The 17,296-nt window shown below is 73.8% G+C and carries 15 protein-coding genes and 1 pseudogene; 10 read left to right on the top strand and 6 right to left on the bottom strand.

All coding sequences use genetic code 11. The features are described from left to right. Window positions 1-110: 110 nt before the first annotated feature. The 3 genes from AB0F68_RS26190 (at window position 111) to AB0F68_RS26180 (ending at window position 2,413) form a co-directional block, all read left to right on the top strand. Window positions 111-812, top strand: a complete 702-nt coding sequence (locus AB0F68_RS26190; protein WP_357342895.1) for a VOC family protein — start codon at window positions 111-113, stop codon at window positions 810-812. 81 nt (window positions 813-893) lie between these two features. After that, window positions 894-1,550, top strand: a complete 657-nt coding sequence (locus tag AB0F68_RS26185; RefSeq protein WP_357342930.1) for an HAD family hydrolase — start codon at window positions 894-896, stop codon at window positions 1,548-1,550. A 173-nt stretch (window positions 1,551-1,723) separates the two neighbouring features. Further along, window positions 1,724-2,413 carry a sulfotransferase domain-containing protein gene (locus tag AB0F68_RS26180; protein ID WP_357342893.1) on the top strand — a complete coding sequence of 230 codons (690 nt, stop codon included), beginning with the start codon at window positions 1,724-1,726 and terminating at the stop codon, window positions 2,411-2,413. A gap of 247 nt (window positions 2,414-2,660) precedes the next feature. On the opposite strand, the gene AB0F68_RS26175 is transcribed toward AB0F68_RS26180, so the two are convergent. The 4 genes from AB0F68_RS26175 to AB0F68_RS26160 form a co-directional block, all read right to left on the bottom strand. After that, a complete protein-coding gene (locus tag AB0F68_RS26175; protein ID WP_357342891.1) occupies window positions 2,661-3,812 on the bottom strand; it encodes an epoxide hydrolase family protein in 1,152 nt (383 codons plus the stop codon). 253 nt (window positions 3,813-4,065) lie between these two features. Then, window positions 4,066-5,151: a redox-regulated ATPase YchF gene (gene ychF, locus AB0F68_RS26170; protein ID WP_357342889.1), complete on the bottom strand. Its 1,086-nt coding sequence runs from the start codon at window positions 5,149-5,151 to the stop codon at window positions 4,066-4,068. A 61-nt stretch (window positions 5,152-5,212) separates the two neighbouring features. Beyond that, window positions 5,213-5,959, bottom strand: a complete 747-nt coding sequence (locus tag AB0F68_RS26165; protein ID WP_357342887.1) for a peptidase E — start codon at window positions 5,957-5,959, stop codon at window positions 5,213-5,215. Window positions 5,960-5,989: 30 nt separating this feature from the next. Next, window positions 5,990-6,502 (bottom strand): MarR family transcriptional regulator, encoded by a 513-nt coding sequence (locus tag AB0F68_RS26160; RefSeq protein WP_357342885.1) that lies wholly within the window; start codon window positions 6,500-6,502, stop codon window positions 5,990-5,992. A 95-nt stretch (window positions 6,503-6,597) separates the two neighbouring features. Here AB0F68_RS26160 and AB0F68_RS26155 point away from each other — a divergent pair. Then, window positions 6,598-7,419 (top strand): annotated as a pseudogene (locus AB0F68_RS26155) (EamA family transporter); the annotation flags it as partial. A 53-nt stretch (window positions 7,420-7,472) separates the two neighbouring features. On the opposite strand, the gene AB0F68_RS26150 reads toward AB0F68_RS26155, so the two are convergent. Continuing rightward, on the bottom strand, window positions 7,473-7,937 hold the full coding sequence (locus AB0F68_RS26150; RefSeq protein WP_357342883.1) for a hypothetical protein: 465 nt from the start codon (window positions 7,935-7,937) through the stop codon (window positions 7,473-7,475). A 175-nt stretch (window positions 7,938-8,112) separates the two neighbouring features. On the opposite strand from AB0F68_RS26150, the gene AB0F68_RS26145 reads away from it, so the two are divergent. The 6 genes from AB0F68_RS26145 (at window position 8,113) to AB0F68_RS26120 (ending at window position 15,100) form a co-directional block, all read left to right on the top strand. Continuing rightward, window positions 8,113-8,622, top strand: coding sequence for a SigE family RNA polymerase sigma factor (locus AB0F68_RS26145; RefSeq protein ID WP_357342881.1), 510 nt, complete (start codon window positions 8,113-8,115; stop codon window positions 8,620-8,622). After that, on the top strand, window positions 8,619-9,110 hold the full coding sequence (locus AB0F68_RS26140) for a hypothetical protein (protein ID WP_357342879.1): 492 nt from the start codon (window positions 8,619-8,621) through the stop codon (window positions 9,108-9,110). Before AB0F68_RS26145 ends, AB0F68_RS26140 begins: the two co-directional genes overlap by 4 nt. A gap of 222 nt (window positions 9,111-9,332) precedes the next feature. After that, window positions 9,333-10,799, top strand: a complete 1,467-nt coding sequence (locus AB0F68_RS26135; protein WP_357342877.1) for an AlkA N-terminal domain-containing protein — start codon at window positions 9,333-9,335, stop codon at window positions 10,797-10,799. Continuing rightward, window positions 10,796-11,308, top strand: a complete 513-nt coding sequence (locus tag AB0F68_RS26130; protein ID WP_357342875.1) for a methylated-DNA--[protein]-cysteine S-methyltransferase — start codon at window positions 10,796-10,798, stop codon at window positions 11,306-11,308. Before AB0F68_RS26135 ends, AB0F68_RS26130 begins: the two co-directional genes overlap by 4 nt. A 37-nt stretch (window positions 11,309-11,345) precedes the next feature. Further along, a complete protein-coding gene (locus tag AB0F68_RS26125) occupies window positions 11,346-13,184 on the top strand; it encodes an ABC transporter ATP-binding protein (protein WP_357342873.1) in 1,839 nt (612 codons plus the stop codon). 83 nt (window positions 13,185-13,267) lie between these two features. Further along, complete coding sequence (locus tag AB0F68_RS26120; RefSeq protein ID WP_357342928.1) at window positions 13,268-15,100, top strand: ABC transporter ATP-binding protein; 1,833 nt, start codon at window positions 13,268-13,270, stop codon at window positions 15,098-15,100. A 338-nt stretch (window positions 15,101-15,438) separates the two neighbouring features. On the opposite strand, the gene AB0F68_RS26115 is transcribed toward AB0F68_RS26120, so the two are convergent. Then, a complete protein-coding gene (locus AB0F68_RS26115; protein ID WP_357342871.1) occupies window positions 15,439-17,235 on the bottom strand; it encodes a hypothetical protein in 1,797 nt (598 codons plus the stop codon). Between the last annotated feature and the right edge of the window lie 61 nt (window positions 17,236-17,296).

The raw sequence follows: 17,296 nt of genomic DNA, 5'->3' as shown, positions 1-17,296 counted from the left end.
GCAGGCTATGCCCCGCGGGCCTCCAGCGCGTCCTGGTCGCGCCGCGCGTAGACACGTCCCACCTCGCTTAATGCCTTGTTGCCCTGCGGGCCGATGTCTACTGTGCGGTCATGCTCTCGCAACTGCTGACGGTGACCTTCGATGCGCAGAACGCGGCTCGTCTGGCGCAGTTCTGGGCCGACCTGCTGGGCAGGGAAGTCGTCGAGGATGCCGGCGGTGCGCTCCTGCCCGGCGAGGGCGGCCAGCTGGGCCTCCGGTTCGCCCCGAGCCATACGGCGAAGGTGGGGCCGAACCGCATGCACCTTCACCTGACCAGTGCCAGCCTCGCCGACCAGCAGCACACGGTGGCGACGGCGCTGAAGCTCGGCGCCAGCCACCTCGACGTCGGGCAGCGCCCGGAGGAGGGGCACATCGTCCTGGCCGACCCCGAGGGCAACGAGTTCTGCGTGATCGAACCGGGCAACGCCTTCCTCGCCGGGTGCGGCCTGCTCGGGGAACTCGCCTGCGACGGCACCCGGGAGGTCGGCATCTTCTGGAGCGAGGCGCTGGGCTGGCCGCTGGTCTGGGACCAGAATCAGGAAACCGCGATCCAGTCGCCGCAGGGCGGCACGAAGGTCGCGTGGGGAGGGCCGCCCGTGGGCCCGAAAGAGGCGAGGAATCGGCAGCACTTCGACCTCACGGCGGAGGGCGATCAGCAGGCGCAGGTCGACCGGCTGGTCGCCCTCGGAGCCACCCCGCTGGAAATCGGTGAGGACGGCACCGTTGTGCTGGCCGATCCCGACGGCAACGAATTCTGCGTGAGAGGGCACTGACCCCAGCCTCCTTCACGGTCCAGGTCCCGACGATCCCCGGCTATGATCCACTGGCAGCGCGACGATGACGGAGGAACGCAAGTGATCGACGCGGTCTTCTTCGATGTCGGCGGGACGATTCTCGACGAGTCCCGCGAGTTCGAGACCTGGGCGGACTGGATCGGCGTTCCACGGCATACGTTTTCGGCGGTCTTCGGGGCGGTGATCGCCGGGGGTCTGGACTATCGGGAGACGTTCCGGGTCTTCCGGCGCGATTTCGATCTCGCGGCCGAGCGCGAGCGCCGAGCAGCTGCGGACAAGCCGGAGACGTTCGGCGAAGAGGATCTCTACCCCGACGCGCGACCGTGCCTGACCTCCTTGAAGGATCAGGGCCTGTTCGTGGGCCTGGCCGGCAACCAGCCAGCTCATGCCGAGACGATCCTCCGCGCTCTCGACCTCTCCGTGGACGTGATCGGCACGTCGGACGGTTGGGGCGTGGCGAAGCCGTCACCGGCCTTTCTTGAGCGGGTCATTCGCGAGGGCGGTGGCGACGCCTCTTCGATCCTGTACGTCGGCGATCGGCCCGACAACGACGTACGCCCGGCCAACGAGGCCGGCATGAAGACCTGCCTGATCCGACGCGGTCCGTGGGGTCACATCCTCGACATGCGAGGCGTGTCCGAGCAGTGCCTGTTCCGCATCGATTCGCTGGACGAACTCCCGAACCTGATCGCGAAGCACAACGCGGCAAGCGGCTAGCTCGCCCGACAGCACTCATCGGCGAGGCCTCTACCGGGCATGCACACCGCGCCACGGCTTCCCACACCCCCAGCCGACGGCGTCACGCCCCGCTCGCGCCGCACCGTGCCGCTGCCCCAGGTGATGGCCGGGCACCGGCTTGTGCCGCCCGCAGCGCGCCTAGGGTGGGGCCCATGATCGTCTGGGTGTCCTCGTTTCCACGCTCCGGAAATACGTTCCTCCGCATCCTGCTGCACCGTCTCTACGGTGTACGAACGTCCGTCGTGTACGACGTCGACGGCGTCGCCACACGCCTGGGCGCGGCCCTGGTCGGATTCGAGGAAAGGCCTGCGGCAATCCGCGCGATGCGGACTGCCGAGCAGGTGCACTTCGTCAAGACGCACAGGCAGCGCGATGACGACGTCGACGAGTCGGACCGAGCCATCTGCCTCGTCCGCGACGGCAGAGACTCGCTGGTCTCCTGGGCTCGGCTCAACAGTGAAGGGGAAGGCCGCGAGTTCGAGACCGAGCTGAGAGCAATGATCAACCGGAAGGACACCGTCGGGACCGGGAGCTGGGGGCAGAACGTGCTCAGCTGGCTGCTGCCACCAGCACCCCACCGGGTCGTGCTCAGATACGAAGACCTCGTACGCGAGCCGCGGCCGTCCGTCGAGCGGGTAATGGCGGAACTACGGTTGCCCGGGATCAAGCCTCGCGCCGACGTGGGCATCCCGTCGTTCGAGGAGTTGCACGCGATCGACCCGGGGTTTTTCCGACGAGGACAGGCGGGCACCCATCGCGACGAGCTGTCGGACGATCTTCACCAGTTCTTCTGGTCGCGTCCCGACAATCGCGCCGCCATGGCGCTACTGGGCTATCGCTAGGCCACGAAAGGCACCCTGACCCCAGGCCACGAGGGCGGCCGGCCGACCTACGCATTCAGAGGCGATGAGCTGCGGGATGGCTCCACTGACGTCGGAGCATTCGCTCGATCGTTCGCCAGGCACTGCGGGGAGACTCCGTCCGCCTACAAACGACGAATCAGCGGAATGCCCTGACCAACTTGTCCGCTCTTGCCAGGCGGAACCCGACAGCGGGAGCCGGGCCGCTGCGACCCGGCTCCCTTGCTGATCAGTACGGGCGGAGCGACGTGAAGAACTGCCTCAGTTCGCCGGCGAGCAGGTCCGGTTCCTCGAGCGGCATGAAGTGGCCGCCCCTACCGGGTTCGCTCCAGTGCCGGATGTCGGTGCAGGCGCGTTCGGCGATCTCGCGCGGGAAGTCGGCCATCGACGGTTCGGCGCTCACCGTGAACGCGGCTGGCACCGTGATGTCGGGTCGCGGACTGTTGTGGTGGAAGTCGAAGTACTGCCGGAACGAGGAGCCGATCGCGCCGCTCGCCCAGTACAGGGTGATGATCGTCAGCAGGGCGTCCCGGTCGAACCGGCTCTCCAGGTCCCCGTGGTTGTCACTCCAGTCCCGGTACTTGTCGACGAGCCAGGCGGCCAGTCCGGCCGGCGAGTCCACCAGCGCCGCGGCGATGGTGTCCGGCCGGGTGCCCATGATGGCGCTGTAGCCGCCATCGGTCTGGTCGTACGCCGTCTCGGCATCGAGAAAAGCCTGCTCGGCGGGCGACAACGGGTGGGAGTCGAAGCTGGCCGGGAACGGTGGGTGGATCATGTGAATGCCGACCACCTGTTCGGGATACAGGGCGCCCAGCCAACCGGTGACCACGCCGCCGACATCCCCACCGAAGGCGCCGTAGCGCTGGTAGCCGAGGACGTCGGTCATCAACAGGTGCAGCGTCTGCGCCATCGCAGCGCGGGTGAGCGGACCCTTCGGCAGCTCCGAGTACAGGAAGCCGGGCAGCGAGGGCACCACCACGTCGAACGCGTCGGCGGGGTCGCCCCCGTGGCGAGCGGGGTTGGTCAGACGGTCGACCAGCGGCAGCATCTCGACGAAGCTGCTGGGCCAGCCATGACTCAGGGTCAGTGGCAGCGGCGCGGGCGCGCCGGCCGGACGCGCCCCGGGTACGCGAAGGAAGTGCAGGCGTCGGCCGCCAATCTGGGCCTGGTAGTGCGGCAACGCGTTGAGTTCGGCCTCGCGAGCTCGCCAGTCGAACCCGTCCGCCCAGTAGGACACCAGGTGGCGCAGGTAGTCGGGGTCCGCGCCGGCCTGCCACGGCTGATCGCCGCTGCGGTCCGTGAAGCGGGTACGGGCCAGGCGAGCCCGCAGGTCGTCGAGTACCTCGTCGGATACGTCGATACGGAACGGGGAGAAGGTCATTGTTCCTCCGGTTAGGAGGGCGCTCCCCGACGCGAAGTCAGCGGACAGGGATGGCCGGGTGGAGCGCCCAGACGTGACATTGGGTGTTCACCGGGCTCACCTCCCCTCATCGCTGACAGGGGTCACTGTACACAGCCCCTTCTGCCGCTGATCGGCAGCCAAGATCGCCACCGGCTCCGTCCGGCTGAGCAGTGACTCGGGGTAACAGCGACAGCCAATCGCGTACGAAATCATCACGCCCGAACGGTCCCCCTCAGACGTTGAAGCGGAACTCCACCACGTCGCCGTCCTGCATGACGTAATCCTTGCCCTCGATCCGGACCTTGCCGGCGGCCTTCGCCGCCGCCATCGATCCGGCCTCGACCAGGTCGGCGTAGGAGACCACCTCGGCCTTGATGAAGCCGCGCTGGAAGTCGCTGTGGATGACCCCGGCGGCCTCCGGCGCGGTCGCGCCGACCGGGACGGTCCAGGCCCGCGCCTCCTTGGGGCCGGCCGTCAGGTACGTCTGAAGCCCGAGCGTGCGGAAGCCGACCCGGACCAGCTGGTCCAGCCCCGGCTCGGACTGCCCGATCGACTCCAGCAGCTCGCGGGCCTCCTCCTCGGGCAGGTCCACCAGCTCGGACTCGATCTTGGCGTCCATGAAGACCGCCTCGGCCGGGGCGACCAGGCCGCGCAGCTCGTCGAGGAACTCGGCGTTGCCCAGCTCGGCCTCGTCGACGTTGAAGACGTAGAGGAACGGCTTCGTGGTGAGCAGGTGCAGCTCGCGCAGGTGCTCCAGCTCGACCTTGGCGGCGGCGGCGCCCGCGTACAGGGTGGTGCCGCCGTCGAGGACCTCGACGGCCTTCTTGGCGGCCTCGACCGCGGCGGCCCGGTCCTTGCGGAGCTTGGCCTCCTTCTCCAGCCGGGGCAGCGCCTTCTCCAGGGTCTGGATGTCGGCCAGGATCAGCTCGGTGTTGATCGTCTCGATGTCGTCAGCCGGGGAGACCTTGCCGTCGACGTGCACCACGTTCGGGTCGGAGAAGGCCCGCACCACCTGGCAGATCGCCGAGGCGTCGCGGATGTTGGCCAGGAACGCGTTGCCCCGGCCCTGCCCCTTGGAGGCGCCCCGGACCAGGCCCGCGATGTCGACGAACGAGACCGGCGCCGGGAGCACCTTCTGCGAGGAGAAGATCTCCGCGAGCTTGGCCAGCCGCTCGTCGGGGAGCCCGACCACGCCGACGTTCGGCTCGATGGTGGCGAACGGGTAGTTCGCGGCGAGCACGTCGTTCTTGGTCAGCGCGTTGAACAGGGTGCTCTTGCCCACGTTGGGCAGGCCGACGATGCCGATGGTGAGACTCACGACGAGCCAGCTTACGCGCCTCGCCGCCGACACCGGGCAGGTAGGTCTCCGACCGCCGTGGTCAGGCCGCTCCGGCGGGCAGCAGCCGGGGCTCGATCCGGGTCTCCCGCACGGTGCCGTCCTCGGCGCGGGTCAGCTCGTACGCGGCCACGCCCTCCCGGTCGGCGACCGCCTCGGCCAGCCGGGTGCCCCGGTAGATCAGCCCGACGCCGTCGTCGGTGCAGTGGCTGGTCGGCAGCGTGCCGTCGCCGACGAGCCGGTGCATGAGCGGTCGGCGCTGGTCCTCGCTGTCGTAGTGCACGCCGTTGCCGTACGGGAGCCAGCGCAGCCCGTCGGTGAAGGGGCGCAGGGTCGGGCCGTAGCTGTCGGTGGCGCCGCCGACGTGCCAGCAGATCGACCCGGCGGAGACCCCGCCGAGCACCACGCCGGCCTGCCAGCACTCGTGCAGGATGTCCGGCAGGCCGTGCACCCGCCACACCGCGCAGAGGTTGGCCACGCTGCCGCCGCCGACCCAGATGATGTCCTGGGCGAGCAGGTGGGCGCGGATGTCCTCGACGTTCGGCATCGGGTAGAGCGCCAGGTGGGAGGGGCGGAACCGGGTGCCGGCGAACGCGCCGTAGAACACGGTGAACGAGGTGGGCTGGTCGCCGACGGCCTGGTTGAGGTAGCAGACCCTGGGCGCGTCGCCGGCCTCCGCCAGCTCGGCCATCAGGTCGAAGAGCTGGCTCGGCCGGGCGTCCCAGGGGCCGCGGCGCCGGCTGAAGAAGCCCATGCTGGTGGCGACGATGGTCGGTTCACTGGCGGGCATGGCCGTCCTTCCGGTCGGTGACGATGGAGATCATCCTGCCTCATCCGCCGGCTCGGCCTCGGCCGCGGCCAGCAGGGCGCGCAGCAGGTCGGCCAGCCGGTCCCGGTCGGCGGGGGGCAGCGCGTCGAGGATCCGCCGCTGCACCTCCAGCCCGGCCTCGGCCGACTCCTCGGCCACGCGGCGGCCGGCGGCGGTGAGGCTGACCCGCAGCGCCCGCCGGTCGGCCGGGTCGGGGGCGCGCCGGACCAGCCCGGCCCGCTCCAGCCGGTCGAGCCGACCGGTCATGCCGCCGGAGGTGAGCATCAGCGAGGCCGCGAGCGCCTTCGGCGCCAGGGTGTACGGCGCGCCGGACCGGCGCAGCGCGGCGAGCACGTCGAACTCGCCCCGGCCGATGCCCCAGCGGGCGTACACCTTCTCCTGGCGGTCGCCGACCAGCCGGGCAATCCGGTAGATGCGGCCGAAGACGGCCATCGGCTCGGGTCGCATGCCGGTCCGCTCCCGGCGCCACTGCTCGACGATCACGTCCACGTCATCCGTTGCCACGGCTGTCGATTGTGCCGCACCTCGGAGTTCCACTTTCACTCGGCACTGATTAGCTTAGTGCTAAGCTACTTGGCATCGAGGGAAGGAGGGTCGCCATGGCCCGCCGTTGGACCGACGTCGCGCTCACCGCCGCCGCCCCGACCACCTGGGGCACCACCTACCTGGTCACCGCCGAGCTGCTGCCCGCCGACCGGCCGCTCTGGTCCGGCGCGATCCGCGCCCTGCCGGCCGGCCTGCTGCTGCTCGCCCTGACCCGCCGGCGCCCGCACGGCGTCTGGTGGGGGCGGGCCGCCGTGCTCGGCGCGCTCAACATCGGGGCGTTCTTCCCCCTGCTCTTCGTCGCCGCGTACCGGCTGCCCGGCGGAACGGCGGCCGTGCTCGGGGCCGCCCAGCCGCTGCTGGTCGCCGCGCTCACCGTCGTCCTGCTCCGGGACCGGCCCGGCCGGCCGGCGCTGCTCGCCGCGATCGCCGCCCCGGCCGGGGTCGCCCTGGTGGTGCTGCGGCCGGGCGCCGGCCTCGACCCGCTCGGCGTCGCCGCCGGCCTGGCCGGCACCGCGTCCATGGCGGCCGGGCTGGTGCTCACCCGCCGCTGGGGCCGGCCGGCCGGGGTGGGCACCCTCGCCGCGACCAGCTGGCAGCTCGTCGCCGGTGGCCTGCTGATCGTGCCGGTCGCCGCCGCCGTGGAGGGCGCGCCGCCCGCGCCGGCCGCACCGGCCCTGCTCGGGTACGCGTGGCTCGGGCTGGTCGGCACCGCGCTGGCGTACGCGCTCTGGTTCCGGGGCGCGGCCCGGCTGCCGGTCACCCGCGTGTCGGTGCTCGGCGCGCTCAGCCCGCTGACCGCCGCGACCCTCGGCTGGCTGGTGCTCGGGCAGTCGCTCAGCCCCACCCAGCTCGCCGGCTTCGCGGTGGCGGTCGCCGCCATGGTGCTCGGCCAGCTTCCGGGAAGGGCCGCGCCCGGTCGACGGCCCGGTCAGCCGGCGCGCAACCGGCGCCACTCCCCGGCCGGGGCGTCGGCGGCCACGCCCTCGGGCAGCGCGCCGGGGGGCAGTTCCGCCGCCGCGGCGAACGGCAGGGTGAACCGGTGCGCGGCGGACGGCGCGGCCGCGTACGACTGGTCGAGGAGCCAGCGCACCTCGTCGACCGTCCAGCCCAGCCCCGTCCGGCCGGCGAGCTCCCGGACCAGCCGCAGGCCGACCCGGGTGTCGTCGTCGTAGAAGCGCATGCACCAGTGGTGTGCCCACATGCCGAGCGCGCGCAACCCGGCCGCGTCGAGCGAGCCGACCAGCCGGCCGCACGCGGTGTCGGGGAAGGCGCGCCCCGGGTCGTCGGCCCGGTCCCGTTCGATCGCCCCGTACGCGGCCGGCGCCACCACCCGCATCCGGTCGTAGAAGCTCTGCACCACCGCACCGTCCAGCCGTGTCCGCCCCGTTCGCATCAGCGGACACCCCGCCCGGCCACGCTCGCCATGCCCCGCACCTTTTCTTGAGTTGGTGGCGGGACCGTACCGACCACTACCGACACTTTCCCGGGGCGGAATCCGTTGCCGCGCCAGGGATAGCTGGGCTGAGCTGGGGCGTCTGTATCTGTGACGACAACGAGCGGGAGGGTGGGTGGACGAGGACGACCGGGCCCGGCTGGCCGAGTTCGTGACCAGCCGCACGCCGGCGCTGATGCGGGTGGCGTACCTGCTCACCGGCGACCGGCACGCGGCCGAGGACCTGTTCCAGTCGGCGCTGGCCAGGACCATTCCGCGGTGGCGGACGCTGCGGCACGCCGACCCCGAGGGCTACCTGCGCACGGTCATGTACCGCGAGCAGGTGAGCTGGTGGCGGCGGCTGCGGCGACGCCGGGAGACGGCGCTCACCGGGGCCGACGAGTCGGTCCAGCCGGATCCGAGCGGCGGCACCGACGTACGCCTGGCGATGCGGGCGGCGCTGCGGCTGCTGCCGCCGGCCCAGCGGACGGTGCTGGTCCTGCGTTACTACGAGGACCTCACCGAGACCCAGGTCGCCGAGGCGCTGGGCTGCACGGTCGGCACGGTACGCAGCCGGACCCACCGGGCGGTGACCCGGTTGCGCCAACTCCTGCCGGACGTCGAACTCCTGGAGGTACGGCGATGACCACGCCCTTCGAGGACCTCATCCGCGACACCCTCTCCGACCTGGCCGAGGAGGCACCCAGAGTGCAGGACCAGTTGATCCCGGCGGAACGCCGGTTCCGGAACCGCCGGCGGACCACGGTGACGCTCGGCGCGGCGGGCGTGGTGGCCGCCGTGCTGATCGGCGCGCCGATCGCGATGGCGGCCGCGGGCGGGGAGGCTCCCCGCCCGGCCGCCCCGGTGGCGCCCCCGACCCCCACGGGATCCCCGTCCCCCGCCGAACCCACGGCGGTCCCGGCCCCCAGCGGCCCGCCCACCGCCGCGCCGAGCCCAGCCGGCGACCCGACGGCCGTCCCCGTACCCGTCCCCACCGCCTCGCCCTCCGCCCGGCCGGGCCGGCCCGTGCCGAGCCCGAGCCGGCCGGGCGAACCCACCGCGGTCCCCTCCCCCGGGGGCGGCCCGGGCGTGCCCGTCCCCTGGCCCAGCCCGACGCCCACTCCCCGCCGCTGACCCGCCGGCGGCACCCGGGGCTCTGCTGCCGGTGAGTGGAACGTCATGGAGGTGTCCCGACCCCGGTGACCTCCATGGCGTTCCACCCACCGCTGGCGCCGCTGCCGCGGACGGCCGCGCGAAGGCGGCCCGGGTCCGGTTTCGAGCGCCGGCGGTGGGCCCGCACGGCCGCGTCCGAATCCCGCCAGCCGAAGGCCGGACCTGCGAGGCAGGATCGGTGTCATGGAACTCGACTTCGAGCGGTGCTACCGGGCCGTCGACAGCCGCGACCAGCGGTTCGACGGCTGGTTCTACACCGGCGTGACGTCGACCGGGATCTACTGCCGGCCGTCCTGCCCGGCGACGACACCGAAGCGGCAGAACGTCCGGTTCTTCCCGTCGGCCGCCGCCGCGCAGGGCGCCGGGCTGCGGGCCTGCCGCCGCTGCCGCCCCGACGCCGCCCCGGGCTCACCCCAGTGGGACGTCCGGGCCGACGTGGTCGGGCGGGCGATGCGGCTGATCGCCGACGGGGTGGTCGACCGGGACGGCGTACCCGGGCTGGCGGCGCGACTCGGCTACACCGAACGGCACCTGCACCGGATGCTCCGCGCCGAACTGGGCGCGGGGCCGCTGGCGCTGGCCCGGGCGCAGCGGGCGCAGACCGCCCGGATCCTCATCGAGACCACCGGGCTCGGCTTGGCCGAGGTGGCCTTCGCCGCCGGGTTCGGCAGCGTCCGGCAGTTCAATGACACCGTCCGCGAGGTGTACGGGGCCACCCCCTCGGAGCTGCGGGTCAGCCGGGGCGGCCGGCGGGCGGTCGGCGGGGCGGGCACCATCACGCTGCGGCTGGCGTACCGGCCGCCGTTGCACACGGGGGCCCTGCTGGACTTCCTGGCGCTGCGGGCGCTGCCCGGCGTCGAGGAGGTCCGCGACGGGGCGTACCACCGGGGGTTGCGGTTGCCGCACGGACCCGGCACGGTGTCGCTGACCCCGGCCGACGGGCACGTGGCCGCCACCCTGCGGCTGGCCGACATGCGCGACCTGGCCCCGGCGGTGGCCCGCTGCCGCCGCCTGCTCGACCTGGACGCCGACCCGGTCGCGGTCGACGCCACCCTGGCGGCGGACCCGGCCCTGGCCCCGGCGGTGGACGCCGAACCCGGCGTCCGCCTCCCGCACGCCGTGGACGGCTTCGAGATGGCCGTCCGCGCCATCACCACCCAGCAGATCTCCCTCCAGTCGGCCAGAACCACCCTCACCCACCTCCTGACGGCCACCACCACCCCGCCCGTCGACGAGGTCGACAGCGACGTCACCCCGGATCGGCCGCGAGGGCTGCGGGCGTTTCCGAGCCCGGAGGAGGTGCTCTCGGCGGATGATGCGGCGTTCCGGATGCCGGGGGCGCGCCGGGAGACGATCCGCGCGGTGGCGCGGGCCGTCGCCGACGGGGAACTGGACCTGGCGCCGGGCGGGGACCGGGAGGAGGCGGTGCGGCGGCTGGTCGCGCTGCCCGGGGTCGGACCGTGGACCGCGGGCTACGTGGCCATGCGCGCGCTCGGCGACCCGGATGTCCTCCTCCCCACCGACCTGGGCGTACGCCGGGGCGCCGCCGCACTCGGCCTGCCCGACGACCCGAAGACCCTGAACGCGTACGCGGACCGCTGGCGCCCCTGGCGGTCGTACGCGGTGATCCGACTCTGGAGAGCGGCATGACCACACTGGACAGCACCGTCATCGACACCCCCGCCGGCCCGCTGAGCGTGCTCGCCGGACCCGACGGGGCGGTACGCGCGGCCGGCTTCACCACCGACCCGGCGACCCTCGTGCCCCTGGTCCACCCCGGACTGCGCGGCGCGCTGCGCGACCGGGCCGACCTCGGCCCGGTGACCGCCGCCGTGCGCGCCTACCTGGCCGGGGACCTGGCCGCGATCGACACCGTGCCGGTCGAGCAGCAGACCGGCGGCGTCTTCATGGCGCACGCCTGGCAGGTGCTGCGCGACGTCAAGCCGGGCGACCCGGTGACCTACACCGGTTTCGCCGCGCTGGCCGGCCGACCGGCCGCGGTCCGCGCCGCCGCGGCGGCCTGCGCCCGCAACGCCGCCGCGCTCTTCGTGCCCTGCCACCGGGTGCTGCGCACCGACGGCACGCTCGGCGGCTACCGCTGGGGGCTGGACGTGAAGAAGTGGCTTCTCGGGCATGAGGGACGGGTGACGGCTAGCTGACACCCGTACTGTCGTCCCCTGCCGCTACCGTCGGGTAGTGCCTGCGCAGAGCGACGGCAACCCCGCGGCGTGTCACGACGCCCGTCCCCGCCCGCTGCGCAACCTCTGGCGACTGCGTCCCTACCTCCGCCCGCACGCGCCGGAGTTCGCCTGGCTGCTGCTCGCCGCCGTGGCCGCCACGGCGGCGAGCCTGGCCGTACCCCTGGTGGTGCAGCGGGTGGTGGACGGGCCGGTGGCCCGGCACGACACGGCCGGGCTGCTCCGGCTCGGCGCCCTCGCCCTGCTGCTCGGCCTGGCCGAGGCGGTGCTGATCTTCATCCGGCGGTGGACCCAGTCCTCCTCGTCGGTCGGCATGGAGGCGGCCATCCGGGCCGACATCTACGCCCACCTGCAACGCCTGCCGGCCGGCTTCCACGACCGGTGGCAGTCCGGCCAACTGCTCTCCCGGATCACCAGCGACCTGTCGGTGATCCGCCGGTTCCTCTCCTTCGGCCTGCTCTTCCTGGTGCTCAACCTGATCACCTACGCCGCCGTGGTGGTGCTGCTGATCCGGCTGCACCCCTGGCTCGGCCTGCTGGTGGCGGCCAGCGCCGTCCCGCTGTTCCTGATCAGCCGCCGGTTCGCCCGGCACTACCACGCCGCGTCCCGGCGGATGCAGGACCAGCAGGGCGACGTGGCCACGCTGGTCGAGGAGACCGCGCAGGGGCTGCGCACCATGCGGGCGTACGGGCGGGGGCCGGAACTGGCCGCCCGGTTCGCCACCGGCGCCCGCGGGCTGCACGACACCGGGATCCGCAAGGCCCGGTTGCTGGCCCGCACCTCCGCCCTGTTCGACCTGGTGCCCAACCTGACCCTCGGGGTGGTGCTGGTGGCCGGCGCCGCCGCCGTGGCCCGGGGCGGGCTCACCATCGGCGAGCTGGTCGCCTTCGTCAGCCTCCAGCTCATGCTGATCTGGCCGGTGCAGTCGCTCGGCTGGATCATCGCGAACGGGCAGGAGGCGGCGACCGCCGCCGACCGGATCCAGGAGGTGCTGGACACCCGGCCGGCCATCGTGGACGCCCCGCACGCCCGCGCGCTGGACCGGAGCGACGTGCGCGGCCGGCTCCGCTTCGAACGGGTGAGCTTCCGCTACCCCGGCAGCCCGGCCCCGGTGCTGCGCGAGGTGGAGCTGACCGTCGAGCCGGGCGAGACGCTGGCCCTGGTCGGGGCGACCGGCTGCGGCAAGAGCACGCTGCTGTCGTTGGTCCCCCGGCTGCACGAGGTGACCGGCGGGCGAATCACCCTGGACGGGCACGACCTGCGCGAGCTGCGGCTGGGCTCGCTGCGCCGGCTCGTCGGGGTGGCCTTCGAGGAGCCGACCCTGTTCTCCATGTCGGTCTGGGAGAACCTGACGCTGGGCCGGCCGGAGGCTGGCGAGGAGGAGGTCCGGGCCGCGCTCGCGCTGGCCCAGGCGGAGTTCGCGTACGACCTGCCATGGGGGCTGGCCACCCGGGTCGGCGAACAGGGGCTCTCCCTCTCCGGCGGGCAGCGGCAGCGGCTGGCGCTGGCGCGCGCGGTGCTCGGCCGGCCCGCGCTGCTGGTGCTCGACGACCCGCTCTCCGCGCTCGACGTGCACACCGAGGCGCTGGTCGAGGCGGCCCTGCGTCGCGTGCTGCGCGACACCACCGCCCTGCTGGTGGTGCACCGGCCCTCCACGGTGGCACTCGCCGACCGGGTGGCGCTGCTCGACGGCGGGCGGATCGTCGCCGTGGGCTCCCACTCCGAACTGTTGGCCGGGGTGCCGGCCTACCGGGCGGTACTCTCCGCGGAGCCGGAGCCGGAGCCGGAGCCGGAGCCGGAGCGGCGGGCGGACGGCGTCGGCCTGGTGCGGTCGTGACCGGTGCCGCCGGTCCACCCCGGATACCCCGACAACGCGACGATCCCGACCTCTCCCGAACGCGCGGCGATCCCGACCTCGACCTGGCCCGATGGCGCGGGCGGGCCACCGACCCCGACGCCGACCGCAGCCGGGCCGAGGACTCGTCGCCCGAGGCGTTGGCCCGGCTCCGCGACCGCAGCCGGGCGCTGCTCCGCGAGCTGCTCCGCCCGCACCGGGCCCGGCTCGGGCTCGCGGTGTCCCTGCTGCTGGCCCAGAACGCCGCCGCGATGGCCGGCCCGTACCTGGTGATGCTCGGCATCGACCGGGGCATCGGGCCGCTGCGGGCCGGCGACTCGGGCCCGCTGGTCGCCGTCGCCGCCGCGTTCGTCGTCGCCACCGGCACCGAGTACGCGACCCGACGCGCCTTCCTCACCCTCGCCGCCCGGATCGGCCAGGCCGTCCTGCTCGACCTCCGCAACCGGGTGTACGGGCACTTCCTCCGCCTCGACGTCGGCTTCCACGAGCGCTACACCTCCGGCCGGATGGTGTCCCGGCTGACCAGCGACCTGGACTCGATCGCCGAGCTGGTCGACGGCGGGATCGACAAGCTCGTCATGGCCGCGCTGTCGGTGCTGTCGGTGGCGGGCATCCTGCTCTGGCTCGATCTGCCGCTGGCGGCGGTCACCCTGCTCGCGTTCCCGTTCCTGTTCTGGCTGTCCCGCTGGTTCGCCCGCGCCTCCACCGGGGCCTACCGGCGGACCCGGGAGGCGGTGGCACTGGTCATCGTGCACTTCGTCGAGTCGCTGCGCGGGATCCGGGCGGTGCAGGCCTACCGGCGGGAGCCCCGCAACCAGCACATCTTCGCCGCGGTGAACGACGACTACCGGCAGGCCAGCCTGCGCGCGTTCCGGCTGATCGCCGTCTACTCTCCCGGCATCCGGCTGATCGGCAACCTGACCGCCGCGGCGGTGCTCGGCTACGGCGGCTGGCGGGTGCTGGGCGGGCGGACCGAGGTGGGCGTGCTCGCCGCGTTCCTGCTCTACCTGCGCCGGTTCTTCGAGCCGATGGAGGAGCTGAGCCAGTTCTACAACGCGTTGCAGTCGGCCACCGCCGCGCTGGAGAAGCTGGCCGGGGTGCTCGACGAGCCGCCGGCGGTGGCCGAACCGGCGCGACCGGTGCCGCTGCCCGCCGGCCCGGGACGGGGCAGGGTGGTGTTCCGCTCGGTGCACTTCGGCTACCGGCCCGAGGCGCCGATCCTCTCCGGGCTGGAGCTGGCCGTGCCGGCCGGGCAGACCGTCGCGCTGATCGGGCCGACCGGCGCCGGCAAGTCCACCATCGCCAAGCTGCTGGCCCGGTTCCACGACCCGGCCGCCGGCACCATCAGCCTCGACGGGGTGGACCTGCGGCACCTGGCCGACGCCGAGCTGCGCCGGGCGGTGGTGCTGGTCACCCAGGAGAACCACCTGTTCAGCGGCTCGGTCGCCGAGAACATCCGGTTCGGCCGCCCGGACGCCGACGACGCCGCCGTGGCCGCCGCCGCCCGGGCCATCGGCGCGCACGACTTCATCGCCGCCCTCCCCGACGGGTACGCCACCGACGTGCACCGGCGCGGCGGCCGGCTCTCCGCCGGGCAGCGGCAGCTGGTCGCGTTCGCCCGGGCCTTCCTGGCCGACCCGCGGGTGCTGATCCTCGACGAGGCCACCTCGTCGCTGGACGTGCCGACGGAGCGCCTGGTGCAGCGGGCGCTGCGCAACGTCCTGCGGGACCGCACCGCGCTGGTGATCGCGCACCGTCTCTCCACCGTGGAGATCGCCGACCGGGTGCTGGTGCTCGACGGCGGCCGGATCGTGGAGGACGGGCCACCGGCCGAGCTGGCCGCCGCCGGTGGCCGGTACGCCGCCCTGCACCGCCAGTGGCGCGACTCCCTGATCTGACCAACCCACCTCCCGACCGCGTACCGTCCGGGCCTCTGAGCCAATGCCTCGACCCTCCCCGCGTCCGCCCGGACCGATGCCCGCGCCGTTCGCGGCCCGCGCCGTCGTAGCCGTGCCTCCGTCTCGACGGCGCCCTCGCCCGGGCGCCCCTCTCCGCACTGCCGCCTGACGGGACGCCCCGGAGACCTTGGAGAGTTGCCGTTCGAGAAGAACGACAACTTTCCAAGATCGAGCCACTCCGGGGCGATCTTGGAAGCAAAGTGCCCCTGGAGGGGCAACTTGCGTCCAAGATCTCGACGGGTTCCGCCGGCTATCGCTGACAGGTCGGGTTCAGGGCGTCAGTCGGTGCGGCGGTCTTCCCGCTCCGCCGGCCCCGCGGCGCCCGAAATCGGCGCGGACGGCCCGGCGGCGCCCGAACCCGGAGCGACCTGACCCGCGGCATCGGCACCTGGGACGGGCGGGCGGGCAGCATCCGAACCCGGTGTGGGAAAACCGGCAGCGTCAGCGCTCGGCCGCGCCGGAGCTGCGGCATCCGGGCCGGACGAGAGCTGCGCGCCAGCCGGAGCCGGGGCAGTCGGTGGCGGAAGCGGGGCGTGGGCGGTGAGCAGGGCAGCCTCGGCGCGCAGGTCGCGGCGGATGCGGTCGACGGCCCGGCCGAAGCCGAAGAGCAGCACCAGGACCAGCGCGGCCACCCCGGTGAGCACCGGGATGGTCAGTGGTGGCCCGCCACCCCGGGTGGCGCCCCAGCCCCAGAGCAGCGGCGCGGCCAACGCCAGGGCGGACAGCACCAGCGCGGCCATTCCGAGCGCCAGCACCCCCGCCACCCGCCCCGACTCCTCCACGCCATCGGACGCCACGCCGGCAGGCGCTACGGTTGCGGCCGGTGCGGCGTTACTGTGGGTGGCGGCGGTGACGCCGTCGGCGGCGGCATCGGTGGCGGTGGCGGCGAGCGCCAGGCCAAAGCCGACGGCCAGGCCGAGCCCGAGCGCCGAGAGCAGCGACGGCACCTGCCCGGCGGCCGGCAGCTCGGCGCGGACGACCGGCGCGGCGAGCGGCATCGCCAGGGCGGCCAGCAGCAGGCCGGCCGCGTCCCAGGGCAGCAGGCCCGGCGTGAAGCGAGCCAGCGCCGCGCCCCCGGCGACCGCCACCAGGCCGACCAGCACGACGAGGTAGGCCTGCGCCCGGTCGCCGACGAAGGTGAGCCGCAGCCCGAAGAGCAGGAGCGGTCCCGCGGCGAAGCCGAGCACCACCCAGCGGGCGGCCACCGCCCGGCCGGTCCGGTACGCGTAGCCGAGCAGAACCAGCGCGGCCACGGTGGCGACGGCCACCGGCGAGAAGTAGGCGAAGGATTCCACGAACTGCTCCCGGCGCGGCCCGACCAGGCCGTCCTGGCTGATCCGGAACACGTCGACCACCCACCAGCGGATCACCAGACCGCCCAGCGTGACGAGCGCCGCCACAGCGGTCGCCACCAGCGGGCCGATCCGGGGCCGGCCGGGGGGCGCGCCCGCGCCGGGCCGGTCGAGGTGGGCGAGCACCGCGGCGACCACCACGATCAGCACGGTCACCCCGACCTGGGCCGGCCAGGCCCGGTCGCCGTCCGGGTGGCCCTCCCCCGCCACGAGGCGGAACAGGTCCTCGACGGCGGAGTGCAGCACCAGGCCGGCGGCCAACCCGGCGGCGAGCGGCCAGCGCAGCGACCGGGCGGGCCGGGACAGCGCCAGCAGCGCCCCACTCAGCGCCAGGCCCGCCCCGAGGGCGCTGGCCAGCACGGTCAGCACCTGCCCGCTGGTGGGCGGTTGGCGGGGCACCAGCCCGATGCCGTGGTCGAGGGCGAACTCGCCGGCCAGGTAGTCGAGCGCCAGGCCGACACCGACGACCGGCCAGCCGGGCAGCCGGTCGAACACGGTGACGCCGGCCAGCACGACGGCGAGCAGCGTGCCGCCGGTCAGCGCGACCAGCGTGACGGTGAATGCCGAGGGCCCGAACGGGAAGCCCTGGGTCAGATCGGCGAAGCCGGTCTGCCGGGCCACGGCGAGCCCGCGTACCCCGAAGAAGGCCCCGACGGCGACTGCCGCGACCGTGCCGGCCACTGTGGACCGCACCACCGACGGCGTGCGCGCGATGTCGTCCATGGCGATGCCTCCCCCGCGTCCGTGGACGGGGCAGATGCTGTCACACACCGAGCGGGCTCGC

Origin of the sequence: Micromonospora sp. NPDC023966 (assembly GCF_040639095.1) — a bacterium.
In the GTDB taxonomy this organism is placed as follows: Bacteria; Actinomycetota; Actinomycetes; order Mycobacteriales; family Micromonosporaceae; genus Micromonospora.
The sequence above is the reverse complement of the archived record's forward strand: the minus strand, read 5'-3'. Positions and strand labels throughout refer to the sequence as shown.

Bases quoted from the DNA above. Each gene is read 5' to 3' on its own strand.
- AB0F68_RS26180 (WP_357342893.1), top strand. From the start codon at position 1,724: ATGATCGTCTGGGTGTCCTCGTTTCCACGCTCCGGAAATACGTTCCTC.
- AB0F68_RS26165 (WP_357342887.1), bottom strand. From the start codon at position 5,959: ATGCCCGCCAGTGAACCGACCATCGTCGCCACCAGCATGGGCTTCTTC.
- AB0F68_RS26175 (WP_357342891.1), bottom strand. From the start codon at position 3,812: ATGACCTTCTCCCCGTTCCGTATCGACGTATCCGACGAGGTACTCGAC.
- AB0F68_RS26150 (WP_357342883.1), bottom strand. From the start codon at position 7,937: ATGCGAACGGGGCGGACACGGCTGGACGGTGCGGTGGTGCAGAGCTTC.
- AB0F68_RS26190 (WP_357342895.1), top strand. From the start codon at position 111: ATGCTCTCGCAACTGCTGACGGTGACCTTCGATGCGCAGAACGCGGCT.
- AB0F68_RS26115 (WP_357342871.1), bottom strand. From the start codon at position 17,235: ATGGACGACATCGCGCGCACGCCGTCGGTGGTGCGGTCCACAGTGGCC.
- AB0F68_RS26140 (WP_357342879.1), top strand. From the start codon at position 8,619: ATGACCACGCCCTTCGAGGACCTCATCCGCGACACCCTCTCCGACCTG.
- AB0F68_RS26135 (WP_357342877.1), top strand. From the start codon at position 9,333: ATGGAACTCGACTTCGAGCGGTGCTACCGGGCCGTCGACAGCCGCGAC.
- AB0F68_RS26130 (WP_357342875.1), top strand. From the start codon at position 10,796: ATGACCACACTGGACAGCACCGTCATCGACACCCCCGCCGGCCCGCTG.